This window comes from Halomonas sp. AOP25-F1-15 (assembly GCF_052378675.1).
Lineage (GTDB): Bacteria > Pseudomonadota > Gammaproteobacteria > Pseudomonadales > Halomonadaceae > Vreelandella > Vreelandella casei.
This window is the reverse complement of the sequence record NZ_JBQSXV010000006.1, coordinates 112232-136429: the sequence shown is the minus strand read 5'-3', so window position 1 is coordinate 136429 and position 24198 is coordinate 112232. Positions and strand designations below refer to the sequence as shown.

The window sequence follows — 24198 nt, the reverse complement described above, 5'->3', positions numbered from 1 at the left end:
TCCAGGCTGCCTGGCAGCCTGGACGCTTGAATCATGAGGAGTCACCCAATGCTGGATGCTGTCACTGCCCTTAGCCGAGGTACACGCTGTGTTTATCAGCCGGGTATGCGGCGTTATATTTTCTTGCCCATTCTAATCAACCTCATCGTCTACATCAGTATGCTCAGCTTTGTGCTCTCACGTTTTGACGGCTGGTTGGCGCACTGGATGGACATGGTGCCCACCTGGCTTGAATGGCTGTCGTGGCTTATTTGGCCGCTGTTTGTGATTAGCCTAATCGTCGTCGTGTTTTTTACATTTACGCTCATTACCAGCTTCATTGCCGCGCCTTTTTACGGTTTTTTGGCCGCTAAAGTTGAAATACAGGCAACCGGGCGCGAACCCCTTGATGACCGCAACCTTACCCAGACGGCTATCGATGCGGTGGGTCGAGAGTTTGTAAAACTCGCCTATATTCTACCTCGTGCGATCGGCCTGTTTATCATCAGCTGGATTCCTGGCCTGAATTTGGTTGCGCCACTACTCTGGGCACTATTCTCAGCGTGGATCATGGCGATAACCTATCTGGATTATCCGATGGATAACAACAAGGTAACCTTTAAAGATATGCGCCATCGCCTCGCGAAGCGCTGGTGGCAAAGCCTGACCTATGGCGGATTAATTACGCTGATTACCTGGATTCCGCTAGCCAATTTATTTCTGATTCCAGGCGCGGTGGCGGGTGCCGTACTGATGTGGGACGAACACTATCGGGGCGTTCGAGATATTACGCCAAGTTAAACGCATAGGCCCCGCAGAAGCGGGGCCTATGGGCGCTAGCGGTCACCGTACTGCTAGTGGCTACCAGTCAGTGCTATCGCCTACATCACGGGTCAGATCTTGCGGGCTGTATTGAGTACCACGGCGCGCGCTTTTGCCAGAATCAGCAGCACTGCTAGACGGTGAGAAATCAAGGCTATCACCGTCATCACGCGTTAGATCACGTGGAGATACTTGAGAATCATCAGACATTTGAGACTGTGGCTTATCGATGACGTCCTGACCAACTGCGCGATCTTTATTCAACTCGATGGATGGGTGAGCCATTGCCAGCGGGCTAGCAACCAAACCGAAAGAAATACCTACAATGGCGACTTTTTTGCTTAATTTTTTCAATAACATGGCGTTCTCCTCATTACTGCTACGTACCGCTAACGAGTAGTAAAAGTAACCGTTATCGCATTACTTCACAGCGGCTATGGTTTTCAACTAATTGTACGTGTTAGGAGTGCATACTGGATGCCAAAAAAATAAAAATATTTAAAACAGCTGAAAAATCATATCTTTATTTAAAATAATATTAGATACAAAAAACTAGACCCCGCATAGGCGGGGTCAAAGGCGTCATATAACTCTACGATTGCAAATCGCTTACCAAACCTGTCCATCGCCTTCGTCATGCGTTAAGTCTTTAGCCGTAAAATCAACATCAACGCTGGCATTCGTTGACTCAGCCTTTATAACCGCAGGATAGTCGCCTTCATCATACATTAAGTCGGATGGGCTAACGTCAGCCTGGCCTACTGTGCGCTCTGACTGGGCCTGAATGGGCTCAATATCAACTGCGCGATCTTGATTCGCATTAATTGAAAAATTTGCAAATGCAAAGGGGCTAGCCAATAACGTTAGTGAAATACCCACTAAAGCTGCTTTTTTAACAAAAATATTTAACATTTTGACACTCCTGAAACTGTTTATACCGCTGGCGTGGAAGAAGAAGCGCCTTCATGGCAAACTTTTTAACTTAATCATCTTCCTTACCCTTAGTAAGCATAAAGAATGCCACAACTAATATAGATTATAAAAAACACTATTAATCAATAGTATATAACACATACATTGCGCACAATAATATGACGCAAAAACAACAACCACGCTAAATAACTGTGCACAAATGTCACATGCGCAAGTTTGTATGTGCCTTTTTGACACACTGCTAGAAAAAAGCAGCGTTGCTGAGTTGAAAAAATATAGGGATGATCGATATCACTAAAGAGGCGCGCAGTCAGTTAACCATATTTAACGAGCAACATTGAAAAAAGCTAAGGGCAGTAAAAAAACAGCAGACAGCAAAAAATTAAGCCCCACCTGAGGTGAGGCTTAATGTCTAGCTTGCAGATAGGTAATGCTAACGCTAGCTTCCATTCCTTGTGCGGGACTCCAACCGTGGATGTTACCCTCACTAACGTTTTGATTTCCTATTGATTCATCCTTGAATCTAAAAACATCCCTATAGCAGAGTCTTTACAGGCTCTCAGTACTATCTTTCAGTGCGGTCATTACATACCGCTATTTTCTTCAGGCAACTCTTCTGTGCTATCAAAATTAGCATCATCTGAATTACTAGTAGAGTTTGGATCCATATCGCTGGCGTCATCACCAACATCATGCGTTAAATCGTGCTGATTTTGCTCACTGGCGGTATCCGTGTGAGTACCCTGCGGATCCATCGCCTCGTCATCCGCAGTAATATCTTGGTTCTGATCAATAGATGTACTTTGCTCAGATTCTGCGAACGCTAGCGGGCTAGCCATCAAGCCAAACGTTAAACCTAGAATGCCAGCTTTCTTGAGTAATTCCTTGGACATCATATTCCACCTCCGATCGCTGTTTAAACCGCTTAACTAAGAAAGAAAGGCTAAGTTCAGCCAGCAATTCCTGCGGTCATCTCTCTTACTTGCTTATATTCGCTGCAGCAGACATGCCAAAATCTAATATAATAAAATAAAAACAATAATTATCAAAAACTTATAAAAAATAAGATTACGAAATAAATCTTAATTAGCGATAAAGCGCACCCAAATAGTGTGTAAAAATGACACATGAGTAAAGTTTTACCAATCTTACATGCCAATATTGCACACTTCTACAAATATTGTGCAGCAGGCATTTTAGGGCTAGCTAAGGCGCGAAGCGGAGAATGTACAGCGGAATAAAGCACCCTTACCCGGGTGAGATTCAATCAATAGCTGAGCATCATGGCGTAGCAGCACGTGTTTGACAATTGCCAAGCCCAAACCAGTACCGCCCGTCGTCGTGCTACGCCCTTTATCAACGCGGTAGAAGCGTTCGGTCAGCCGAGGGATGTGCACAGGATCAATTCCCTCGCCGTTGTCCTCAACGTCAATACAGGCTCCGCCAGCTTGGTTATCTTTCCAGCGCAACGTGATGTGGCTCCCTGGCGGCGTGTAGCGAACAGCGTTAAACGCGAGATTAGAAATCGCGCTGCGCATTTCCTGCTCGCTTCCTAGCAGACGTGCCTTGCTGTCAAGCGCAATAGTGATGGTATGCCGCTGATCCGATAGCGCTAGCGCATCCTCACGAACACTCTGTAGCAAAGGGCCCAGCGACAACGGCTGATGATCCTTACCACTTTGGTCAATTTCTAACCGGGACAGCAGCAATAGGTCATTGACCAGGTTCTGCATTCGCTGCGTCTGCTCCTGCATTTGCTGAATACCTTTACCTAAGCGCGGAGGTAGCTGCTCGGCAAGATCGCCATAGGTTTCTAAATAGCCAGAAAGCACGGTCAGAGGGGTACGTAGCTCGTGGGATACATTGGCCACAAAATCACGGCGCATCTGCTCCAGACGATGCAGACGCGTGATATCTCGCGCCATCACTAGCCGCTCATCGTCGCCGTACAGGGTAATTTGGTACTGCAGAATGCATCGCTCATCAATGGGCGATGTTAGCGTTAGCGGTTCACTATAGTGGCGGGCGTTGAAGTAGCTTATAAAGCCCGGATCGCGGAGTAAATTGGTAATGTGCTGGCCACGGTCGTGGGCCGTCTGCAGCCCAAGCATCGTGGTTGCAGCGCTGTTCCACCACTCTAAATCTCCGTGGCGGTCAAGCATAACGACGCTATCGCGCATCGCCTCTGACGACTCTTGAATACGCGCCAAAGTGGCACGCAGCCGACTTTGTGTAATGCGCTGGCTTTTTTGATAGCGATATAAGCGATCAAACAGTTCGCCCCATATCCCCTGGGCAGCAGGTGGTTCATCATGGGGTTGCAGGGTTAGCCATCGATACAGCGCGCGCAGCTGCCGCAAGTGATAAAACAGATACACTGCCAGTCCAGAAGCCAGCCCCAGCCCCGCTGCATCCAATAGCCAGCCAATGCTTGTCCCCAGCGTGGCTAGCCAGGCCAGTTGCCACAGTTCACGGCTCCATAGGCGCACATTTATACCCGTGAAGAGAAACGGTAACCGGTGCCCCGAACCGTTTGAATCAGATTTTGATGGGTTTCGCCTAGCGCTTTACGCAACCGGCGAATATGTACATCTACCGTGCGCTCTTCAACGTACACGTTGCCACCCCACACTTGATCAAGCAGCTGGCTACGCGTGTAAGCGCGCTCCTGGTGCGTCATAAAGAACTGCAGCAGACGATATTCCGTTGGGCCTATCTCAAGCGCCTTACCATCGGAGCTGACGCGATGACTCACCGGATCAAGCAGCAGTCCATTAACCTCTACGGGATCTTCAACACCACGCGGCGTTGCACGACGCAAAACGGCTTTAAGCCGTGCCACCAACTCGCGAGGCGAAAAAGGCTTGGTAATATAGTCATCAGCACCGGCTTCAAGCCCCTGAATCTTATTATCTTCTTCGCCTTTAGCGGTCAGCATAATAATGGGAATCTCAGCAGTGGCTTCTTCGCGCTTTAAGCGCCTAGCAAGCTCGATACCGCTGGTGCCAGGCATCATCCAATCAAGCAGCAGTAAATCAGGCTGGTGGTCGACGATCAAAGCATGAGCATCCTGAGCGTTATCCGCTTCGAGCACGCGATAGTCAGCCATTTCCAGCGCTACCGCAATCATCTCGCGGATCGGCGCCTCATCATCGACAATCAAAACGGTCTTGGCAGTCATACCAGAGCCTCAAGGGGTGCAAAGAGAGCTAATTCAATGAAAAATAGCTCAATGACATATCGATGACGATAACACCATGACTTGATGACAGTTACATGACAGCGGCGATTATTAGCCCGCCACAGGCCACCAACTTAGCGCAATACCCGCGAAAATAAACAAACCTGACCAAAAATTATTGAGGAACGCCTGAAAGCACGCATCTCGGGCACGGTGAAAAATTAACCGCTGCTGATGCAGAAAAGTGGCCGCCATTCCCGCGAGTCCTAACCAGAAAAAACCGCCTAGACCCACTCGCCACCCTACCCATGCTAATAGCAGCAACGTCACCACTTGTAATAAAGCAATAATGACGCGGTCCGCATTACCAAACAGCACGGCTGTCGATTTAATACCGATTTTTAAATCATCGTCGCGGTCCACCATGGCGTACTGGGTATCGTACGCCACGGTCCAAACCACATTAGCAAAAAACAATAGCCAAGCCTCCAGCGGGACATAGCCCAGCACAGCGCCAAACGCCATGGGGATCGCCCAAGCAAAGGCGGCGCCCAGCACGACCTGAGGAAGGTTGGTATAGCGCTTCATAAACGGATAAATAATCGCTAGCAGCACGCCACCCAGCGAGAGCATCACCGTGAACCAATTGGTCAGCAGCACCAAAATGAAGGATATCGCGATCAATGCGATAAACAGCAGCTGGGCCTCGGTTTCGCTAATACGACCGGTGGCTAGAGGACGATTTTTAGTGCGCTTTACATGCCCATCAAAATGACGGTCGGCATAGTCATTCACCACGCAGCCTGCGGCACGCATGGCGTAAACGCCGGCAACAAAAATAAGCAGCACATTGCGCCCCGGCACGCCCTGCGCGGCAATCCATAGCGCCCAAAGAGCGGGCCACATTAATAGCCACGTGCCTATGGGCCGATCCAAGCGCATCAGCTGTAAAAAGTCTGCCACGCGAGCCAATCCCTTCGGCCGCAACAGTGAACGATCCATGCTTACCTCACGAAAAAGAAAACGCAGCTGCTAGCCTAGCGCGAAGGCAGATCAAGGTCATCCGCCATTGCCCGCAAAAAGTACTCTTGTACCAATAACGACAGGCCGCCATGCGTAAATACGGAGCGTCGGCCCCAGCTACAATTCTGCTCGACCCCATGTAGGCTAGCAAAAGGCGGGCGTTGTGTTGTCGCCTCTAATGGCCCTCGCACTAAGTCTGGCTGGCGAAATAACCAGCTGCCTAACGAACGCTCGCCCAAACGATCTAAACGCTGGCCTTTTAGCTGTGTCAACGGCGCTACTGAGCGCGCGACCACCCACGGCGTTTCATCTAAACACAGCGCTACTTCACGCAGCCATGCATAGCGTTTAGGGCCAATCCCCAGCGCCTGGGCTTCATCGGGCAGCGGCCATCCCACACCTTGGCGCAGTAAACGCACCCGAAAAGGCTTGCCACCGCCTGCGGCTGTTAAACGAGCGGTTAACGAATCGGTGGAGGCTACCCACTGCCACCATGGAGAGCTCATCGCGGGGCGCGCCGCATGGACGGGGCGCCAGCGTGGAAAGAGATACATTTGCCGGCCAGCGGGTGATGTCACCGAGTTCTCCAGGGCAATAACGGGAGCAGCTAGTGTAACATGACGCTCTAACAGGCTTTGGTTTCAGCAGCTTTTTCAATAACTCTTTCAATAACTCTTTTAACGACCTTTTGGATGTCTGCATGCCCGCATCATATACACAGATAATGTCAACGACACCGCTATCTTCTCGCGCTGCGCTGGTGATTATTGGCACGGGGATGGCAGGCATAGGTCTTGCTCGTGCACTGCGACGGCAGGGCGACACACGCTCTATCACGCTGATCAGCGCTGACAGCGGCGACGATTACAGCAAACCCCTGCTTTCTACCGGCTTTAGTAAAGGGTTAGCGCCCGAGAAATTAGCTCAGCGAAGCGCCGCAGAGCTTGGCGAAGAGCTAAACGCCCGAGTAGTTACCCACACCCATGTCAACGCACTGGATGTGGATAACCATGCGGTGCTTTTAGGCAATGCGCCAGGGCAAGAGCGGCTGAGCTATGAAACATTGGTGTTAGCGACCGGAGCGGCACCTCGAATGCCTTTTAGCAGCGAGCCTAGCGTTGCTTCACGCTGTTTTACGGTCAACGATTTGGACGACTATCGCCGCTTTCATCAGGCGTTAAGTCACGGACATTCACGGGTAGCCATTGTGGGGGCCGGGCTAGTCGGCTGTGAGTTCGCTAACGACCTTCACGCCGGCGGCCACCCAGTGTCCATCATTGCCCCCGAAGGTAATCTGCTTGCGCGTCTGTTACCGCCGCCATTAGGTCACGCCTTAGGCGATGCGTTCAGCGACGCGGGTATCCGACTTTATTTAGGCCGCACAATTGAATCGATAGCGCTCAGCCACGCCAATGATATTGCGCTCCACTTGGATAACGGCTCCATACTAAGCACCGACATCATTTTGATGGCCACGGGCCTTGCCCCGCGCACAGCACTTGCCGAAGCAGCAGGGTTAACGGTGTCATCTAGCGGCATTGTGGTAGATCGCCACCTGCGCGCATCGCACCCCAATATTTATGCGTTAGGCGATGCAGCCTGCGTCGACGGGGTGAATGCCATGTACGTACAGCCGCTGCAAGCAAGCGCCAAAGCCCTTGCGGCCACCCTGGCCGGCACCCCCACCCGCGTGAGCTTTGGCGCGTGGCCGGTAGTGGTTAAAACCCCGTTATTACCCGTGGTTGCCTACCCGGCTCCATCTCCTCCTGAGCGCTGGAGAATTGAAGGCGAAGGCGGCGATATCAGTGCCTTGGCGGAAGATAAAGACGGGCATTTGATTGGTTTTGCGTTGACAGGCGGCTGCGTGAGAAGGAAAGTGGAGCTTTCCAGAGCAGCACCTGCGCTGCTAGGCTGATTTTCGCCGCGTTCACGACTAAGCTAGATTAAGCTAACCTAGTCATGGTGACGCACCCAATAACATACCTTCGTTTTATACGTTCGATTTTTATCAAAGGGAGATTCCTTATGCGCAAACCTGAACTCGCTGCTGCTATCGCTGAGAGTGCCGACCTGTCTAAAGACAAAGCTGGCCAAGTACTGAATGTCATTCTGGATGAAATCACCAACAGCGTCGCCAAAGGTGAAGATGTTGCTCTGATTGGTTTTGGCACCTTTACAGTTCGCCAACGCGCTGCGCGTACCGGCAAGAATCCACAAACCGGTGCACCGCTGCAAATTGCAGCCAGCAAAAATGTCGCCTTTAAGCCTGGTAAAGCACTGAAGGACGCCGTTTCCTAATGAAGCTCAAGCTGACGCTGTGGCTACTGGGCTTAATGCTCAAACGAGCCCTGCGCCGCAAGCCGCGCTTTCGTGAGCAGCTAGAGCGCATGCGCGGCTTGGACTGGGGAATAGCCACCGAAGATCTAAGTATTGCCCGCCACTACCGGATGACGCCGAAAAGCATCCATACCGGTAAAGGGCTACCCGTAGACTTAGATCTTGAGCTACGCTTCCGCGATCAAACTACCGCCTTGAAAGTACTCAAAAAGCCAACACAGCAGGCCTTTCTCGACGGCATGATGAGTGGAAACGTCCGCTTAGTCGGCGACTCTGCTGATATGAACAAGCTGCAGAAACTGCTCAAGTATCTGTAGTAAGGCACTATCGGCTTAGAGCCAATCAAGCGGCATTGGGTAACGGTTCTGGCTAAACGCGTTTAGCCAAAAACAGCGCAGAGGTATAACAGCTCTCGATGGATATACCTCATCAACGCTTAGTTTACTTCCGCGTTACCCTGGAGTCTGGCTCGGTGCGCCGCGCAGCGGCGCGCTTAGACATTGCTCCCTCGGCAGTTAGCCGGCAAATTTCATTGCTGGAAGAAGCCTTGGGGGCGACCCTCATGGAGCGTCAGCGTGACGGCATTTCACCCACGCCAGTGGGTGAAATGCTGCTTGAGTACTGCGAGCGCCGCGGGGCTCTTGATGAAGGCTTTATCGCCTCACTTGAATCCTATCAGCGTATGGAAACCGGCAAAATTTCACTCACGGTGGGTGAGGGTTTTGTTAGCGATTTAGTAGCGTCCCCGCTACACGAATTTACCCAGCTTTATGCAGGCATTCAGCTGGATATCCATATTGCAGGCACCTCGGGTATTATTGAAGCGGTGGTCGGCAATCACAGCCATATCGGTTTAATGTTCCACGAACGCACTCATCCCCAGCTACGCTTTTGGGCATCTAGCCCCCAGCCGCTGATGGCTATTTTATCTCCCGATCACCCTCTAGCCCAACAAACCACGCCGCTCTCACTTATTCAGCTCAGCGCACAGCCGATGGCCATGTGGGATATCAGCCACGGCGTACGTCAAATGGTTGATCAAGCTTTTCAACAGGCGCGGATTGTTCCACAGCTAGCCATGAACACTAATTCAATGGTGGTGTTGGCACAGTATGTGCGCAGCGGCATGGGCATCACTTTACTGCCAGCCTTCGCCGTCGCCCATGATTTAGAAGCAGGTACGCTCGTCGCGCAGCCGGTCGATAACCCATTATTTCAGCGCTCCCACGCGCACATGGTCACCCGCGTGGGTCGCCAACAGCCTAAAGCCAGCATTCTCTTGCTGCGCCATTTACAGCGCTGGATGCAGGCGTTTCAAGACTCTAGTTCGGCGAATAATCAACCAACACCGCTTCCATAGCCAAAGGCAACGCTTGCCTGTGTCGCAGTTTCCACCCACACGCTTTGCGGCACGGTATATTCACGCAGTCCCTCCAGGCCGCTTGACCGGCCAAAGCCGCTATCACCAAAACCACCAAACGGCGACATGACGCTGATCGCTTTGTAGCTATTGATCCACACCGTGCCTGCACGCAGCTGCCCTGCCACGCGATGCGCTCTTGCCACATCCTGGCTCCATACCGCACCGGCCAGGCCAAAACGCGTTTCATTGGCTAAGCGAATAGCCTCGGCTTCATCGTCAAAGCCCATGGCGACCAACACGGGGCCAAAAACCTCCTGCTGGGCGATTTCCATATCGGGCGTTACGTCGACCAAAACCGTCGGAGCGATGAAGTAGCCTTGTGCTTCCTCAGGCAATCCCGCTGGACGCTTACCGCCCGTTAATAGCCGCGCGCCAGCGGCCACGGCGGCATCAATCATGCGCATAACCTGATCAAACTGACGGCTATTTTGCAGTGGCCCCATTCGAGTCGCTTCCTCACTGGGTAGCCCAACTTCGATCTGTTCTGCCGCGCGCGCTAAGCGCGTGGTGACCTGCTCAAATACCGAGCGCTCAATCAATAGCCGCGAGCCCGCCACGCAGCTCTGCCCAGCGGCGGCAAAAATGGCAGCTTGAGCGCCTGCTACGGCTTCATCCAGCTTAGCATCGGCAAATACGATGTTGGCCGACTTCCCGCCAAGCTCTAACACGCTGGGCACTAAGCGCCGTGCGCCCGCTTCAGCAATCATGCGCCCGCTCTGAGGTGAGCCAACAAACACCAGCTTACTGATGGTGGGGTGATCGGTTAGCGCCGCGCCGGTCGTCTTACCCAGCCCGTTAACAATATTAATCAGGCCCTTAGGCAGCCCTTGCCCACCGGTTTCGAGCAGCATTGCAATCACCACCGATGAAAAGGGCGTTAGCTCAGAGGGCTTCAATACTGCGCCATTGCCCGCCGCAATGGCCGGGGCCAGCTGCCAGGCGCAGGTAAACATCGGCGCGTTCCACGGGGTAATTTGCCCTACCACGCCATAAGGTACGTGACGCACGTAGTTAAGATGCGATGTAGGCACCGGAATTACTTCGCCATGCTGTTTGTCGCACCAGCCCGCATAGTATTCAAACATCTCACGTACTTTGCCCACTTCAGCGCGGCAGTCGCGAATCGGCTTACCGGCGACCACACTTTCCAACTGCGCCAGCGCCTCTTCATGGCCTTCTAGGCCACGCAGCGCAGCATGCATGCGTCGACCACGTTCGCTGGCGGTTAGCGCCATCCATTCCTGCTGCCCACGCGTCGCTGCTTGGGCGGCAAGCTCAATCAGCGTAGCGCCCGCATCTTGGTAGCTGACCAGCGCTTCGCCGGTGGCAGGGTTAGTCAGGGTAATTTGCTCGCCGTCTCCCGCCACTAAGCCGCCATCAATCCAATTACTCAGTGGCGTGTCAGCCGCCAAGCCAAAACCTTCAAGCAGTTCGGCAAGGCGTTCACGGGCAAGTTGATTAAGTGAGGTCATCACTTTTCCTCCGTCTGCGTGGCACGCGCTAAAATGGGCGTCGCAATATGGTTAAAATCATCGCTATCAGTTGGCTGATTAGCATTCGCGTGCCAAGCATCGACAACGGCGTTGAGCAGGCCCAGAGGAATATTGAGCTGCTCAGCGGCATCCCGCGCCAAACGCAAATCTTTACGCATCAAGCCGGTGGTAAACCCGGAATCAAAGCGCTCGCTCAACACCCACTCAGGGAAATTCACTTCACTCACCGCGCTTCGGCCAGAGCCACTATTAATCCCGGCTAAGCAGGCCGCGGGGTCAACGCCGGCTTTCGTCGCCATGGCCACCGCCTCAGCGGTAGTTAGCAAGTGCGCGGCACACAGGTAATTATTAGCTAGTTTAACAACGTGGCCACAGCCTGGGCCGCCCACGTGAGTGCGCTTAGCCGACATTGCTTCCAGCATCGGATTAACGCGTTCGATGGTGGCAGTGTCGCCCCCGAGGAGCATCCCCAGCTTGCCGCTAGCGGCGCCTTTCGGCCCCCCGCTTACCGGCGCATCCAACCATTGAAGGCCCGCAGCAATGACTTTCTCAGCCAGCTCTCGGCTAACCACGGGGTCGCTGGTGGATGTATCGACAATCACGCTGCCTTTAGGCGCCAGCTTGAGTAGCCCCGGTGAGTGCTCGATAACTTCACGCACATGAGCGGACGTGGGCAGCGACAGCAGATACACGTCGCTGGCGGGCAGTGCCTCAGGCGTTACAACGGCCAACCCTTGTTCAGCCAGCCGCGACCGCGCGGGTTCAAACACGTCGCTGCCCGTTACTGTAAAGCCTGCGGCTTTAAGGGTGAGCGCCATATTGCCGCCCATCTGCCCCAGGCCAATCACCGTAATGGTTAACATAGTAAAACTCCTAAGCGCCTTTACTAAGCAATGTGCCGCGTAAAGAGGCTCAACGTAGAAATTGGGCGTAGCCGCTCCCCTACCCATCGGGCATAGAAGAGCGAATAACGCAGATGCTTAAAAAGAGCGGTTAGCGGTTAACGTCTGCTTTAGACAAGCAGCGCGCGTACCAGCTCTACCCAGTAACGCGTACCTAGCGGAAGCAGCGCGTCGTTAAAGTCATAGTGAGGGTTGTGTAACGAGGCGGAATCCTCGCCGTTGCCCATCCAAATGTAAGCCCCCGGCCTTTCGGCGAGCAGAAACGAGAAATCTTCAGAGGCCATGCTCGGCGGCGGGTTACGCAGCACGCTTTCTTCACCTAACAGGTTTTCCAGCACCGTGGCACAGTGCTGGGCATGCTCTGGGGTATTGATAGTGGCGGGGTAGCAGCGCTGGTAATCCAGCTCAACGGTTAAGCCGTGAAACTCTGCCGAACTTGCAATCGCCTGCTTAAAGCGCGTTTCAAGGTGTTCTTTAAGCGCCATATCAAAACAGCGCAATGTGCCGCGCAGCTCCACCCGCTCCGGAATCACGTTGAAAGTATCCCCCGCATGCATGCTGGTAATACTCAACACGGCAGACTGACTGGGCGGCGTTTCGCGGCTCACTAATCCTTGCAGCTGGCTAACCAGCTGACAGCTGGCTAACACCGTATCGATACCCAGGTGTGGCATGGCCGCATGGCAGCCCTTTCCGGTCAACGTTAAGCTGAAAATATCAAAGGCCGCCATCACATCGGTATCATGCACCGCCGCAACACCCACCGGCAGCCCCGGCCAGTTGTGCAGGCCGTACACCGCATCCATAGGAAAGCGCTCAAACAACCCGTCTTCGACCATCACGCGCCCACCGCCGGCGCTTTCTTCGGCAGGCTGGAAGATAAACACCACGCGGCCTTTAAAGTCCGGCTGCTGCTTTAATGCCCAGGCGGCACCCAGCAGCATGGTGGTGTGGCCGTCGTGGCCGCAGGCGTGCATCTTGCCCGGCGTTTGAGAGGCGTACGCAAGCGACGTCTCTTCAAGAATGTCCAGCGCATCGATATCGGCCCGCAGACCAATGGTTTTGCCGTCACCGCGCTGACCATCCAGCACAGCAACGACGCCGGTGCCCGCGAGCCCCGTGGTCACTTCATAGCCCCACTCAGTGAGCAGTGCGGCAATACGCGCGCTGGTGCGATGCTCTTCAAAAGCGGTTTCAGGGTGCTGGTGAAAATCGTGACGCCAGGCGCTTAATTCTGCGCTGTCGGGTAAACGTATGGAGGCCGTCATTCTTCTCTCCTTAAAGCATTATGTGAGCAACCACCGCTGAACCAATAAAGGTACCGGTGAAGACTAACAGCGACACAATCACCAGCTTCCAACCAGCCTGCTTGAACATGGCAAATTCACGCCCGGTAAGCGCCAACCCTGCATACGCCAACACGGGCGTAACCACCGCCAGGAAGTTCACTGCGGCTAACTGCGCGATAATCCACTCACTAGCGGGAAACACTGGCAGCGTTGCAATGATGCTAATCAATGACACCCACGCAACGCTAGGTAGGTAGAAGGGACAAAGCCGCCCCATCACTAAGCCAATAATGACCATGACATACAGAATCAGCATGCCGGGTAGCGCGTCTAATAACGGCGCACCGTTGACCACATTGCTAAACCAGGCAGCCACACACACCGCCGCTAGTACCAACGCTGTTTTGCCCAGCTGATTTTCAGGGCGCAGCTCTTTTAACGCTTCAGCGTCAAAGCTATCAACACTAGTTTCATTAGTTTTCATGGCGGGCCTCCTGGCGCGAACCTTTTAGGCGCTTGTACATCCACTCGGTTACCGGCAGTGCGATAAACAGTGAAACGTACAGGCCAGTGGCATAAGTCAGCAGGTTACTTGCCCCTGCAAAGGCCAGCAGCTCATCTCTGGAAGCAGGCACCGCTTCAGCTAACGCCGCCGAGCATGCTGCCACCATACTGCCGCTGCCCACGCCACACGCCATGGCTAAGGCGCGAATATCAAGAATATCCAGCGAGGCGATGTAGCCGGCTAGCAAGGCGAAGTAGAGCGTGCCGAACATGGTTCCCACCACGTAAACGCCCATAATGCCGATACCTTCCGGGCTTCTTAGTCCGTAACGGTCTGAGATAATGGCAATATTGGGTTCACGAGCGATAGAGTAGGTCGCACCAATCGCCTCCCGGCCCATCTTGAGAACCAGTACCGCAAAGGGCAGCGCTATCAGCATGGTGCCCAGATTACCCAGTTCTTGAAGTATCAGCGCGGGGCCTGCAGCGATGATCTGATCAATCGCCGGGCCAATGGTAGAGCCAAATTTAGCAATGAACGGCAGGATGGCGATCAAAATGATCGGCCCCGCTGCATTGCTGACCGGCTTGGGAATAATCTTACCCATGCCCGAAAACAGATGAGGATTAAACAAAACGCCAATCACAAACGCGTATAGCAGCGGTAATAACAGTAGTGTTCCAGGCCCAAGCGGAATTCGCACGATGCCTATCCACTCAGCAAACATCGACGTGACTATCACCATCAGGTGCAGACGCCAGTTCAGCAACAGCTTGAGATCCATTGGGATGATCCTGTTTTTTTTAGAGTCACTGTGAGTATCGAAAAGTTAGTGTTCTAATCATAGAGGTTTAGCGCGCTATTTTTTAGAACACTCCGCCCCTGGATGAATGACAATGCTGTGACGTAACATGAAAAAATTGATTAAACGTTGATTGAACTGTTGGCGACAAACACCGCTGCAACGCTCTATACTGACAAAACTATACTAAAGTCTAATGACCGCCAATAAGAGACGCTATGCCAATTTCACTGCCGCTGCGGCGCCTTTGGACCCTGGATAAATTTGCTTACAGCCTGCGCGTTTTTATAGCGTTCAGCGGTGCTCTGCTTTTAAGCGGCCTGTCTGGCGATATAGCGTTAGTCATTCCACTATTTTTGGGGATTATCGCCTGCGCGCTTTCTGAAACCGACGACAGCTGGCAGGGGCGTTTTCAAGCGCTCGTCGTGACGTTGGTCTGCTTTACCTCGGCATCATTTATCGTTCAATGGCTGTTCCCCTGGCCCTGGCTATTTGTCCTTGGACTGGGTGTTTCTACGTTCACGCTCATTATGCTCGGCGCTATTGGGCAGCGTTACGCCACCATTGCCTCGGGCACGCTCATATTGTCGATTTATTCAATGATCAACATCGAACAGCATGGCGGCGTAGACGCAGACGTGGCCGCACGCCAGCTACTCCTGCTCGGCGGTGCGGTGTGGTATGGATTAATTTCGGTGGTGTGGTGTGCGTTGTTTTCGCGCCAACCGGTAAAGCAGAGCATGGCCCGGGTCTACAAAGCGCTGGGCGAGTTTCTAATATTAAAATCCGCGCTGTTTGAGCCCGTGCGCGGCGTTGATGTCGAAGCACGCAGGTTGGCGCTGGCACGCCAGAACGGCAACGTCGTTGACGCGCTCAATCAAGCCAAAGAAATGATTTTTCGCCGCCTTGAAGGGCAGCGCGGCAACCGCAGGCTAAACCGCTACCTGCGTATCTACTTTATCGCCCAGGATATTCATGAACGCGCCAGCTCAACCCACTATCCCTATAGCGCGCTCAGTAAGGCCTTTTTCCATCATGATGTGCTGTTTCGCTGCCAACGACTGCTAGATCAACAGGGCCGCTCCTGCCGCCAGCTGGCCAAATCACTGCTGCTCAAGCGGCCGTTTGATCACCAGCAGAGCGAAGAAGCTTTGGCCGACCTACACGCCTCCATTGAGAACCTCCGCGACCGGGGCAGGCCCGAATGGCGCCCGCTGCTTTATCCGCTGAGTGCCCTCGCCGACAACTTAGCGACGTTAGAAACTCAACTTGCCAGCGCACACAATCCCGATGCCAGCGAAGAGCGGCGCGATAGCGCACTCTATGACCGCTCTCCGTCTAGCGTGCTAGAAGCGTGGAAGCGGGTGCGCCTGAACTTCACCCTGGGTTCACCCACCTTTCGTCACGCGGTGCGGCTATCCATCGCGCTGATGGCAGGCTATGGGTTATTGCAGTGGATTGACCCTGAACAAGGCTTCTGGATTCTGCTCACGACGCTGTTTGTATGCCGGCCTAACTTTGCCACCACGCGGCGGTTCTTATCGCAACGCATGCTGGGCACCGTATTGGGACTGGTCATTGGCTGGGCGTCGATCAGCCTTTTCCCCCACCCGCTGGTGCAAAGCATGATCGCCGTGGCCGCAGGGGTATCGTTCTTTGCCAACCGCGAAAAACACTATGTTATCGCTACCGCCTCTATCACGCTGCTTGTGCTATGCAGCTTCAACCAAGTAGGCGATGGCTTTAATCTGATCTTGCCGCGTCTTTTCGATACCTTGATTGGCTCGGTGATTGCAGGATTAGCGGTATTTTTTATTCTGCCCGACTGGCAGGGCCGCAGGCTTTACCGCGAGGCCGCCAACGCGCTGAACGGCCATCGCCGCTACCTTGAAGAGATTATCCACCAGTACGAGGAAGGCAAGCAGGATGGCTTGGCCTACCGCTTGGCGCGACGCAATGCCCACAATGCCGATGCCGCGCTTTCCACACTGCTCACCAACATGCTCCACGAGCCCGGCCACTACCGGAAACTGGATGCAGACAACGGCCTGCGTTTTCTAGTGCTTTCCAACACGCTGCTCAGCCACCTCTCGGCCCTAGGCGCCCATCGCCATCAATTAGCCGACGATGAAGACGATGCCACGCTAGTGCCGGTAGCAACACGTATTGGCGAACTGTTAGGTCATATCGCAGAACAGCTAAACAAACGCCAGCCGGTAGAAATACTGGCAGAGCAAACGGCCGCGCTATTAACGCAATTAGAGGAGCAAAGCGCTGCTAGCGCAGACGAACAAGCCGTCGCTCTGTATCGCCCTATTCAAAGCCAGCTGCGCCTAATTGCTGAACAGCTAGCGCCGCTGGGCGAGGCTGCTAATCGGTTGGTCGTCAACGAAGCGCCTGTATCCAGCAGCGTTAACGCTTAAACCTGCCCATAGCGGCCCGCGGCTTCTCCCAGCCAGCGGCGTACCAATACAGCGGTTACGTCTGCGTTGCCTTGCAGCGTCTGGGCCATGGCGGTAACGCGCTCTAACAGGTCCGCATCGCGCTCTAGGTCGGCGATTTTCATCTGCGCAAGACCCGTTTGGCGAGTGCCCAGCACTTCGCCTGGCCCGCGAATTTCTAAATCTTTTTCCGCAATACGGAAACCATCGGTCGTTTCGCGCATCACTGCCAAGCGCTGGCGGGAGCTTTTCGACAGCGGCGGATGGTAGAGCAACACGCAAAAGCTTTCCGTGCTGCCGCGCCCTACCCGGCCACGTAGCTGGTGAAGCTGGGAAAGCCCCAGTCGCTCAGGGTTTTCGATAATCATCAGGCTCGCATTGGGCACATCCACACCGACCTCGATCACCGTGGTGGCCACCAGCAAGTCTAGCTCGCCTGCTTTGAATGCCGTCATTACCTCGGCTTTCTCACTTGATTTCATGCGCCCGTGAATCAAACCCACGGCCAGCTCAGGTAGCGCCACCGTTAATTCATCGCGTGTCACCTCGGCAGCCTGGCATTGCAGTACTTCGGATTCATCAATCAGCGTACACACCCAGTACGCCTGGCGGCCTTCGCTGCAGGCAAGCCGAATACGCTCCACCACTTCAGGACGCCGCTCGTCAGGCACCACCACAGTTTTAACCGGCGTACGGCCAGGAGGCAGCTCGTCAATGACTGACACATCCAGGTCCGCGTAGGCGCTCATGGCCAGCGTGCGTGGAATCGGCGTAGCGGTCATGATGAGCTGATGCGGGGTCAGCCCACCCGCCTCGCCTTTTTCACGCAGCGCTAGACGCTGATGCACGCCAAAACGGTGCTGCTCGTCAATAATCGCCAGCCCTAAGCACTGAAAGTGCACGTCGTCTTGGAACAGCGCGTGGGTACCGACGATCATTCGCGCGCGGCCATCGGCAATCGCGGCCTTAGCATCCAACCGCGCTTTACCTTTGAGCTTACCCGCCAACCACGCTACTTCGATACCCAGCGGCTCAAACCACGCTTTAAACGAGCGGTAGTGCTGCTCAGCAAGGATTTCCGTCGGCGCCATGATCGCGGCTTGGCAGTTACCCGCCAGGGCACACAGCGCGGCCATGGCCGCCACGACGGTTTTGCCTGACCCCACATCGCCTTGAACCAAGCGCAGCATTGGCGCTGGGCGGCTTAAATCGAGGCTGATTTCTTCCAATACACGGCGCTGAGCACCGGTCAGAGCAAACGGGAGCTGCGCCAAAAAACGCGCCTGCAGGCTACGCCCTGAGGGTAGCGCCGGGGCACCATCGGCCTGAATACGCAGACGAACCTCGCGCAGGCTTAACTGGTGAGCCAGCAGCTCTTCCAACGCGAGCCGGCGCGTGGCCGGATGCTGGCCCCAGGTTAACTGTTCGATATTCACATCGGGCGGTGGCTGATGCAGTAAGTGCAAACTGGCGTGAAGCCCCGGTAGCTGAAAGCGCTGGCGCAGCGCATCAGGAATAACGTCAGGCAGCGCTTCGGGTGCCGCGTCTAACAGCCCAAGAGCCTGCTGCGTCAAGGCACGCAGGCGCGGCTGATTGAGCCCTTCGGTGGTGGGATAAATAGGCGTGAAATACTCGTCTACCGGTGCTTCACTGCCCCCCATTAACCGGTATTCAGGATGATAGATCTCTAAACCCGTTGCCCCAGCACGGGCTTCTCCAAAGGCGCGCACGCTCGCACCGGGGTGCAGCTGTTGCTGCTGGGCGGGCGAGAAGTGGAAAAAGCGCAGACTCAAAATACCGCTGTTATCACGCACCCGTACTAGCAGGCTGCGCCGCCGCCCTTTTACCACGTCGCAGGCCGTCACTTCGCCTTCAATCACCGCTTCTTGCCCGGCGCGCAACAGGCCAATGGGCGTCAGGCGCGTGCGGTCTTGATAACGTAGCGGCAGATGAAAGAGCAGGTCGCTAACGCGCTGAATAGCCAAGCGGCTAAGCTTTAGCGCGAGGGCTTCGCCTACGCCTTTAAGCGACGTGATGGGGGCGGAGAGATCGCTCATGAGGCGCTTTTCACAGCCTGAGAGGGCTGACGGCACTGGCTGATCGCCTGAATCAACGCTTCAATCGCCTTTGGCCGCGGAAAGCTTGCCCGCCAGGCAATCGCCACGGTGCGCGACGGTGCGGGTTCAACGAAGGGACGACTGACCAACATGGCATTTTCATACTGGTCGGTACCCAGCGCCGACTGTGGCAAAACGGTAATGCCCAACCGGGAGGCCACCATATGGCGAATGGTCTCCAGCGAGCCGCCTTCCGCAATCAGCGTGTTATTGGGACTGTTGAGCTTGTGGGTAATCGCCGGGCAGGCTTCAAGAATTTGGTCACGGAAGCAGTGGCCTTCACCGAGCAATAACAGACGCTCTTCGAGTAAATCTTCTTTATTGATCGCCTCGCGCGTCACCCAAGCGTGATTAGCCGGCATTAACACTTCAAACGCTTCGTCGTAGATCGGCTTGGTGACCACATCGGTCTCGGTGAAGGGCAGTGCCACAATAATCACATCCAGCTCACCGCTTCTTAGCTTGCCACGCAGAGTGCCGGTCATGCCCTCTTCGATATACAGCGGCATTTGCGGGGCAGCGTTAGCCAGCGCAGGCACCAGGTGAGGAAATAAATAGGGCCCTATGGTGTAGATCGCACCAATACGCAGCGGGTTGGCTAGCTGGTCTTTACCGCTACTGGCCAACTCAAATATCAGCGTGCTCTGTTCCAGCACTCGCTGCGCCTGGGCAACAATTTTTTCACCTAATGGCGTGACCTGCACGGTGGATTTCGAGCGCTCAAATAGCGGCGTCTCGAGCTCTTCTTCCAGCTTTTTCACCGCCACCGATAGCGTGGGCTGAGAGACATGGCAGCGCTCTGCCGCGCGGCCAAAATGGCGCTCTTGGGCAAGGGTTACGATGTAGCGAAGTTCTGTTAAAGTCATAGCGGTGCCAGTGGCATCCTCTTGTAGCAGCGTGTGACTAATAGCATGCTGTCAGCGGGACGGAAAAGGACAAGCAAGCTCTGCCGACGATCTTCTCTACTGACGATTTTCTCAACTGACAGTGTCATGGTTCACTGTAATCGTTGACAGAGATTTTGTATCTAATAGGGAATATTAATCAACAGGAGTGAGCACGGTGAAGCTAACCGTACTGATTATCGGCTGTGGCGATATTGGGATCAACCTTGGACGCGAGTTGCTGGAGGAAGGGCACCGGGTGATTGGCTTACGCCGCAACGTCGAGGCCTTAAAGGGCACCGGGATTAAACCGCTCGCGCTAGACCTGAATAGCCTGGAAGACGCCGACGCCTCAAGCCTTCCTCACGCTGACTATGTCGTGTATACGGTGAGCGCGGACCGCTTTGAAGAAAGCGCTTATCAAAGTGCTTATCCCGAAGGCTTAAAGCGCGTACTGGGCATCATGGCGCAGCACAAAAAACTGCCGCGTCGGGTGTTTTTTGTGTCTTCGACCAGCGTCCATGGCCAGCAGGAAGGCGAAGTGGTCAACGAACAGAGCCCCACCGATCCGACTAGCTTCTCTGGCAAGCTAATGTGCGAAGCCGAGCAGGCGCTGATAAATCATTCGCTTCCCGGCACGGTGATTCGCTTCTCCGGTATCTACGGCCCAGGCCGTGACCGGCTGATTCATCAGGTCGCCGAAGGTCGCGTGGCCGCGATTACACCGGTGATTTACTCCAACCGCATTCACCGCGACGACTGCACCGGCATTATCGCCCACTTGATTCGTCGCCAGGAAAGCGGCGAGCCGCTGGAAGATATCTATCTCGGCAGCGATTGTGAGCCCGTCACGATGCATAACGTCATGATGTGGCTTGCCCAGCAGTTGAAAGTAGCGGCCACTGAGACGATGCAATCCCCGTTACGCCGCCGCGCCAGCAAGCGCTGTGATAACCAGCGCCTCATCGACGCCGGCTATCAGTTCCGCTTCCCGAGCTACCGTGAAGGTTATACACAGGTGCTTAAAGAAGGCGGCTTCCTAGCGGTTAACCCCGTATAAAATACAGCGGTGAAGCGCAGGCAAAATTAATCGCCGATGATCATCACTGCTTCAGCTTCCACCTGGCTGCCTTTGGGCAGCGCTTTGACGCCGACGGCAGCACGGGCGGGGAAAGGAGCGGTGAAGAACTCTTCCATGACTTGGTTAACAATGGCAAAGTTATCCAAGTCCACCAAGTACAGGTTCAGCTTCACGATATCACTCAGTGAACCTGCCGCTTCTTCACACACGGCCTGCAGGTTGGCAAAGACTTGGCGTGCCTGAGCTTCAAAGTCTTCTGACACAATCGCCATGGTGGCAGGGTCGAGCGGAATCTGACCAGAAAGATAAACCGTGTTACCCGCTTTAATAGCCTGGGAGTAAGGGCCAATAGCAGCAGGGGCTTTGCTGGTGTTGATAACAGCCTTATTGCTCATGCGATGTCTCGCTCCTTCAGTGAATAATTAGTCATTAGAATACGTCATTAGAATAAGTACTCAGCCAACGCCACCAATAGCAGACGCTACCGATAGTGCATCAGTAGGTCGTGTATAGGGATTTTAGTTGGCGAGTCGGGTGATTTTGCCGACACTAGATAGATTACGGATCCGTTTGATAATCCGTGCTAAATGCACTCGCCCTTTCACAGACAGCGTCAGCGTGACCGTCGAAAGGTGTGCATCGCGTTCTTCAATACCAATACGTTCGATATTGGCATCCGCATCCGTGACTAGTCCAGCAAGCTCAGCCACAAGCCCACGGCGGCTCTCAATTTCAATGCGCAGGGCGACCGGGAAGTCTTCATCTATCGTGTCTGACCACTCCAGCGCGAAGAGCTTGTCGGGATCATTTTTATCGGCAAAGTTCTTATCAACAACGTTTTTACATTCGGCACGGTGTACAACCAAGCCCTTCCCCATGGAAAGATGGCCAACAACCGGGTCGCCCGGCAGCGGATGGCAGCAGCGCGCAAAGTTGATCACCATGCCTTCACTGCCGCTGATCACTACCGCTTTGCTACCGTCTTCGGTAGCAGGATGCACATAGTGACCGCCGTGTGCGGCGTCCACTAAGCGTCTTGCCACCACCTGCGTCATGCGATTACCCAGCCCCAGTGACTCCAATAGCGACTCTTCAGACGAGACATCCAGCTCTTTAAAGGCCCGTTTGAGCACGCTTTCGTCCAGTTCTTCCAGGCTGGTGTCAAACGGCGCCAAGGCTTTATTGAGCAACCGACGGCCCAACATGACGGCCTCGGTTTGCTGCTGATATTTAAGCGCGTGGCGAATGGCTGAACGCGCCTTCGCAGTCGTCACGAAGTTAAGCCAGGCAAGATTGGGGCGCGCACCAGGGGCGGTAATAATTTCGAGCGTCTGGCCGCTTTCTAAACGCGTAGAGAGCGGCGCCAAGTGCCGATCAATACGGCAGGCGATACAGTTATTGCCGATATCCGTGTGCACGGTGTAGGCAAAATCGATCACGGTAGCTCCCTGGGGAAGCTCCATGATGTCGCCTTTGGGCGTAAACACATAGATATCGTCAGGGAACAGGTCATTTTTGACGTGTTCAATAAATTCCAGTGAGTCGCCGGCATGGCGCTGCATTTCCAGCAGGCCTTTCACCCATGCCCGGGCGCGTGCATGGCTACCTTCGGCAATCGGGTGCGAGGTTTGCCCCGCCTTGTAAAGCCAGTGGGCGGCAATACCGTTATTCGCCATGGCTTCCATTTCGCGCGTGCGTATCTGCACTTCGATAGGCATGCCGCGTGAGCCAAACAGCGTAGTATGTAGGCTCTGATAGCCGTTGGCCTTGGGAATCGCGATGTAGTCTTTAAAACGCCCCGGGACGGGCTTATAGAGGTTATGCACCACGCCTAAAATACGGTAACAGCTGGCCACATCTTCCGTGATAATGCGAAAACCAAATACATCCATAATTTCGGCAAAAGGCTTACGCTTATCACGCATCTTTTTATAGATCGACAGTAGATGCTTTTGGCGCCCAATCACGGTGCCATTGAGCCCATCGTCATCGAGGCTTTTTTGCAGCGACGACTGAATTTCGCGCATGGCACTACGCCGATGCCCACGAGCGCTAGCGACGGCGCGCTTAATGCGCTCGGCACGCATTGGGTGAATGGCCTGAAAAGAGAGGTCTTCAAGCTCGATGCGAATGGTGTTGATGCCTAGCCGGCCGGCAATGCGCGCGTAAATTTCCAGCGTTTCACGGGCAATACGGCGCTTTTTATCCGGACGCAGTGCCCCAAGCGTGCGCATGTTGTGCAGCCGATCGGCAAGCTTGACGATGATGACGCGAATATCTCGCGACATCGCCAGCACCATTTTCTGGAAGTTTTCGGCCTGAGCAACCGCTTTGTCTTCAAAGGTGATTTGGGTAAGCTTTGATACCCCATCCACCAGTTCTGCCACCGGTTTACCAAACTGCTCGGCCAGGGCTTTTTTGGATACCCCGGTATCTTCGATAACATCATGCAACATAGCTGCCATCAAACTTTGATGGTCCATGTGCATGTTGGCAAGAATGTTCGCCACCGCTAGCGGGTGGGTAACATAAGGCTCGCCAGAGCGACGCCGCTGGCCATCGTGGGCCTGCTCAGCGTAATAGAAGGCGCGTTTGACCTGCTGGATTTCATCCGGGGGTAAATAGCCGCCGAGTCGGTCGGCCAGGTCATCAATGGTGAACATCTACCGCGCCTCTATCGCTTGCGTTATCGATTTCTTGATAACCGTTAGTCGTCGATATGAGTCGGTGCCATCGCAGGACGCGGACGCACAGCGGCTTCAACAGGCTCGTCCAGAACCGTGTGATCCACCAGGCCTGCCGCAATTTCACGCAGCGCCATCACCGTCGGCTTGTCGTTTTCCCACGGTAGCAACGCATCACGTGAGCCGCGCGCCAGCTGGCGAGCACGCTGGGTAGAAATCATCACCAGCTTGAAACGGTTTTCAACATTTTCAAGACAATCTTCAACGGTTACGCGAGCCATGGGAGCCTTCCTGTTATGACA

General features: G+C 54.3%; 24 protein-coding genes. 7 read left to right on the top strand and 17 right to left on the bottom strand.

Features of this window, described 5'->3' with window-relative positions:
- Positions 1–48: 48 nt before the first annotated feature.
- Positions 49–780 carry a sulfate transporter CysZ gene (gene cysZ, locus ACT3TF_RS12870; RefSeq protein ID WP_301734531.1) on the top strand — a complete coding sequence of 244 codons (732 nt, stop codon included), beginning with the start codon at positions 49–51 and terminating at the stop codon, positions 778–780.
- Positions 781–840: 60 nt separating this feature from the next.
- Here cysZ and ACT3TF_RS12865 read toward each other — a convergent pair whose 3' ends face one another.
- The 7 genes from ACT3TF_RS12865 to ACT3TF_RS12835 form a co-directional block, all read right to left on the bottom strand.
- A complete protein-coding gene (locus ACT3TF_RS12865) occupies positions 841–1161 on the bottom strand; it encodes a hypothetical protein (protein ID WP_096276895.1) in 321 nt (106 codons plus the stop codon).
- A 249-nt stretch (positions 1162–1410) separates the two neighbouring features.
- Complete coding sequence (locus tag ACT3TF_RS12860) at positions 1411–1713, bottom strand: hypothetical protein (RefSeq protein WP_096276893.1); 303 nt, start codon at positions 1711–1713, stop codon at positions 1411–1413.
- 605 nt (positions 1714–2318) lie between these two features.
- Positions 2319–2630 (bottom strand): hypothetical protein, encoded by a 312-nt coding sequence (locus ACT3TF_RS12855; protein ID WP_407647785.1) that lies wholly within the window; start codon positions 2628–2630, stop codon positions 2319–2321.
- Positions 2631–2936: 306 nt separating this feature from the next.
- On the bottom strand, positions 2937–4223 hold the full coding sequence (phoR, locus tag ACT3TF_RS12850) for a phosphate regulon sensor histidine kinase PhoR (protein WP_444624842.1): 1287 nt from the start codon (positions 4221–4223) through the stop codon (positions 2937–2939).
- Between the two features lie 2 nt (positions 4224–4225).
- Positions 4226–4915 carry a phosphate regulon transcriptional regulator PhoB gene (gene phoB / locus ACT3TF_RS12845; protein WP_444624841.1) on the bottom strand — a complete coding sequence of 230 codons (690 nt, stop codon included), beginning with the start codon at positions 4913–4915 and terminating at the stop codon, positions 4226–4228.
- 111 nt (positions 4916–5026) lie between these two features.
- A complete protein-coding gene (ubiA, locus tag ACT3TF_RS12840) occupies positions 5027–5917 on the bottom strand; it encodes a 4-hydroxybenzoate octaprenyltransferase (RefSeq protein WP_096276887.1) in 891 nt (296 codons plus the stop codon).
- A 35-nt stretch (positions 5918–5952) separates the two neighbouring features.
- Positions 5953–6492: a chorismate--pyruvate lyase family protein gene (locus ACT3TF_RS12835; protein WP_444672341.1), complete on the bottom strand. Its 540-nt coding sequence runs from the start codon at positions 6490–6492 to the stop codon at positions 5953–5955.
- Between the two features lie 146 nt (positions 6493–6638).
- On the opposite strand from ACT3TF_RS12835, the gene ACT3TF_RS12830 reads away from it, so the two are divergent.
- From ACT3TF_RS12830 to ACT3TF_RS12815, 4 genes are all read left to right on the top strand, one after another.
- On the top strand, positions 6639–7853 hold the full coding sequence (locus ACT3TF_RS12830) for an NAD(P)/FAD-dependent oxidoreductase (protein WP_444672318.1): 1215 nt from the start codon (positions 6639–6641) through the stop codon (positions 7851–7853).
- A gap of 110 nt (positions 7854–7963) precedes the next feature.
- Positions 7964–8236, top strand: a complete 273-nt coding sequence (locus ACT3TF_RS12825; RefSeq protein WP_096276881.1) for an HU family DNA-binding protein — start codon at positions 7964–7966, stop codon at positions 8234–8236.
- Positions 8236–8592, top strand: a complete 357-nt coding sequence (locus ACT3TF_RS12820) for a hypothetical protein (protein ID WP_096276879.1) — start codon at positions 8236–8238, stop codon at positions 8590–8592. Before ACT3TF_RS12825 ends, ACT3TF_RS12820 begins: the two co-directional genes overlap by 1 nt.
- 98 nt (positions 8593–8690) lie before the next feature.
- Complete coding sequence (locus ACT3TF_RS12815; RefSeq protein ID WP_096276876.1) at positions 8691–9635, top strand: LysR family transcriptional regulator; 945 nt, start codon at positions 8691–8693, stop codon at positions 9633–9635.
- Here the strand turns inward: ACT3TF_RS12815 and ACT3TF_RS12810 are convergent.
- The 5 genes from ACT3TF_RS12810 to ACT3TF_RS12790 all read right to left on the bottom strand — a co-directional run bounded on the left by ACT3TF_RS12810 (position 9614) and on the right by ACT3TF_RS12790 (position 14671).
- Entirely contained in the window at positions 9614–11170 is a 1557-nt protein-coding gene (locus ACT3TF_RS12810; RefSeq protein ID WP_444672317.1) for an aldehyde dehydrogenase family protein, read from the bottom strand. The two genes, ACT3TF_RS12815 and ACT3TF_RS12810, sit on opposite strands and share 22 nt — an antisense overlap.
- A complete protein-coding gene (locus ACT3TF_RS12805; protein WP_444672316.1) occupies positions 11170–12054 on the bottom strand; it encodes an NAD(P)-dependent oxidoreductase in 885 nt (294 codons plus the stop codon). The genes ACT3TF_RS12810 and ACT3TF_RS12805 overlap by 1 nt, the downstream gene beginning before the upstream one ends.
- 149 nt (positions 12055–12203) lie before the next feature.
- Entirely contained in the window at positions 12204–13361 is a 1158-nt protein-coding gene (locus ACT3TF_RS12800) for a M20 aminoacylase family protein (protein ID WP_444672315.1), read from the bottom strand.
- A gap of 10 nt (positions 13362–13371) precedes the next feature.
- Positions 13372–13866: a hypothetical protein gene (locus tag ACT3TF_RS12795; RefSeq protein WP_441684969.1), complete on the bottom strand. Its 495-nt coding sequence runs from the start codon at positions 13864–13866 to the stop codon at positions 13372–13374.
- A complete protein-coding gene (locus tag ACT3TF_RS12790; protein ID WP_441684967.1) occupies positions 13856–14671 on the bottom strand; it encodes a DUF3100 domain-containing protein in 816 nt (271 codons plus the stop codon). Before ACT3TF_RS12790 ends, ACT3TF_RS12795 begins: the two co-directional genes overlap by 11 nt.
- Positions 14672–14907: 236 nt before the next feature.
- Here ACT3TF_RS12790 and yccS point away from each other — a divergent pair, with 236 nt between their 5' ends.
- Complete coding sequence (gene yccS, locus ACT3TF_RS12785) at positions 14908–17112, top strand: YccS family putative transporter (protein WP_096276865.1); 2205 nt, start codon at positions 14908–14910, stop codon at positions 17110–17112.
- On the opposite strand, the gene recG is transcribed toward yccS, so the two are convergent.
- Positions 17109–19187 carry an ATP-dependent DNA helicase RecG gene (gene recG, locus ACT3TF_RS12780; protein ID WP_096276863.1) on the bottom strand — a complete coding sequence of 693 codons (2079 nt, stop codon included), beginning with the start codon at positions 19185–19187 and terminating at the stop codon, positions 17109–17111. The two genes, yccS and recG, sit on opposite strands and share 4 nt — an antisense overlap.
- Positions 19184–20113, bottom strand: coding sequence for a hydrogen peroxide-inducible genes activator (locus tag ACT3TF_RS12775; protein ID WP_096276861.1), 930 nt, complete (start codon positions 20111–20113; stop codon positions 19184–19186). Before ACT3TF_RS12775 ends, recG begins: the two co-directional genes overlap by 4 nt.
- A gap of 196 nt (positions 20114–20309) precedes the next feature.
- On the opposite strand from ACT3TF_RS12775, the gene ACT3TF_RS12770 reads away from it, so the two are divergent.
- Positions 20310–21191 (top strand): SDR family oxidoreductase, encoded by an 882-nt coding sequence (locus ACT3TF_RS12770; RefSeq protein ID WP_096276859.1) that lies wholly within the window; start codon positions 20310–20312, stop codon positions 21189–21191.
- A 26-nt stretch (positions 21192–21217) separates the two neighbouring features.
- Here ACT3TF_RS12770 and ACT3TF_RS12765 read toward each other — a convergent pair whose 3' ends face one another.
- The 3 genes from ACT3TF_RS12765 to rpoZ all read right to left on the bottom strand — a co-directional run bounded on the left by ACT3TF_RS12765 (position 21218) and on the right by rpoZ (position 24177).
- Entirely contained in the window at positions 21218–21607 is a 390-nt protein-coding gene (locus ACT3TF_RS12765) for a RidA family protein (RefSeq protein ID WP_096276857.1), read from the bottom strand.
- 123 nt (positions 21608–21730) lie between these two features.
- On the bottom strand, positions 21731–23875 hold the full coding sequence (locus ACT3TF_RS12760) for a RelA/SpoT family protein (RefSeq protein ID WP_096276855.1): 2145 nt from the start codon (positions 23873–23875) through the stop codon (positions 21731–21733).
- A gap of 44 nt (positions 23876–23919) precedes the next feature.
- A complete protein-coding gene (gene rpoZ, locus ACT3TF_RS12755) occupies positions 23920–24177 on the bottom strand; it encodes a DNA-directed RNA polymerase subunit omega (protein ID WP_007112267.1) in 258 nt (85 codons plus the stop codon).
- Positions 24178–24198 lie beyond the last annotated feature (21 nt).

Bases quoted from the DNA above. Each gene is read 5' to 3' on its own strand.
- cysZ (WP_301734531.1), top strand. From the start codon at position 49: ATGCTGGATGCTGTCACTGCCCTTAGCCGAGGTACACGCTGTGTTTAT.
- ACT3TF_RS12865 (WP_096276895.1), bottom strand. From the start codon at position 1,161: ATGTTATTGAAAAAATTAAGCAAAAAAGTCGCCATTGTAGGTATTTCT.
- ACT3TF_RS12860 (WP_096276893.1), bottom strand. From the start codon at position 1,713: ATGTTAAATATTTTTGTTAAAAAAGCAGCTTTAGTGGGTATTTCACTA.
- ACT3TF_RS12855 (WP_407647785.1), bottom strand. From the start codon at position 2,630: ATGATGTCCAAGGAATTACTCAAGAAAGCTGGCATTCTAGGTTTAACG.
- phoB (WP_444624841.1), bottom strand. From the start codon at position 4,915: ATGACTGCCAAGACCGTTTTGATTGTCGATGATGAGGCGCCGATCCGC.
- ubiA (WP_096276887.1), bottom strand. From the start codon at position 5,917: ATGGATCGTTCACTGTTGCGGCCGAAGGGATTGGCTCGCGTGGCAGAC.
- ACT3TF_RS12835 (WP_444672341.1), bottom strand. From the start codon at position 6,492: ATGTATCTCTTTCCACGCTGGCGCCCCGTCCATGCGGCGCGCCCCGCG.
- ACT3TF_RS12830 (WP_444672318.1), top strand. From the start codon at position 6,639: ATGCCCGCATCATATACACAGATAATGTCAACGACACCGCTATCTTCT.
- ACT3TF_RS12825 (WP_096276881.1), top strand. From the start codon at position 7,964: ATGCGCAAACCTGAACTCGCTGCTGCTATCGCTGAGAGTGCCGACCTG.
- ACT3TF_RS12820 (WP_096276879.1), top strand. From the start codon at position 8,236: ATGAAGCTCAAGCTGACGCTGTGGCTACTGGGCTTAATGCTCAAACGA.
- ACT3TF_RS12815 (WP_096276876.1), top strand. From the start codon at position 8,691: ATGGATATACCTCATCAACGCTTAGTTTACTTCCGCGTTACCCTGGAG.
- ACT3TF_RS12810 (WP_444672317.1), bottom strand. From the start codon at position 11,170: ATGACCTCACTTAATCAACTTGCCCGTGAACGCCTTGCCGAACTGCTT.
- ACT3TF_RS12805 (WP_444672316.1), bottom strand. From the start codon at position 12,054: ATGTTAACCATTACGGTGATTGGCCTGGGGCAGATGGGCGGCAATATG.
- ACT3TF_RS12800 (WP_444672315.1), bottom strand. From the start codon at position 13,361: ATGACGGCCTCCATACGTTTACCCGACAGCGCAGAATTAAGCGCCTGG.
- ACT3TF_RS12795 (WP_441684969.1), bottom strand. From the start codon at position 13,866: ATGAAAACTAATGAAACTAGTGTTGATAGCTTTGACGCTGAAGCGTTA.
- ACT3TF_RS12790 (WP_441684967.1), bottom strand. From the start codon at position 14,671: ATGGATCTCAAGCTGTTGCTGAACTGGCGTCTGCACCTGATGGTGATA.
- yccS (WP_096276865.1), top strand. From the start codon at position 14,908: ATGCCAATTTCACTGCCGCTGCGGCGCCTTTGGACCCTGGATAAATTT.
- recG (WP_096276863.1), bottom strand. From the start codon at position 19,187: ATGAGCGATCTCTCCGCCCCCATCACGTCGCTTAAAGGCGTAGGCGAA.
- ACT3TF_RS12775 (WP_096276861.1), bottom strand. From the start codon at position 20,113: ATGACTTTAACAGAACTTCGCTACATCGTAACCCTTGCCCAAGAGCGC.
- ACT3TF_RS12765 (WP_096276857.1), bottom strand. From the start codon at position 21,607: ATGAGCAATAAGGCTGTTATCAACACCAGCAAAGCCCCTGCTGCTATT.
- ACT3TF_RS12760 (WP_096276855.1), bottom strand. From the start codon at position 23,875: ATGTTCACCATTGATGACCTGGCCGACCGACTCGGCGGCTATTTACCC.
- rpoZ (WP_007112267.1), bottom strand. From the start codon at position 24,177: ATGGCTCGCGTAACCGTTGAAGATTGTCTTGAAAATGTTGAAAACCGT.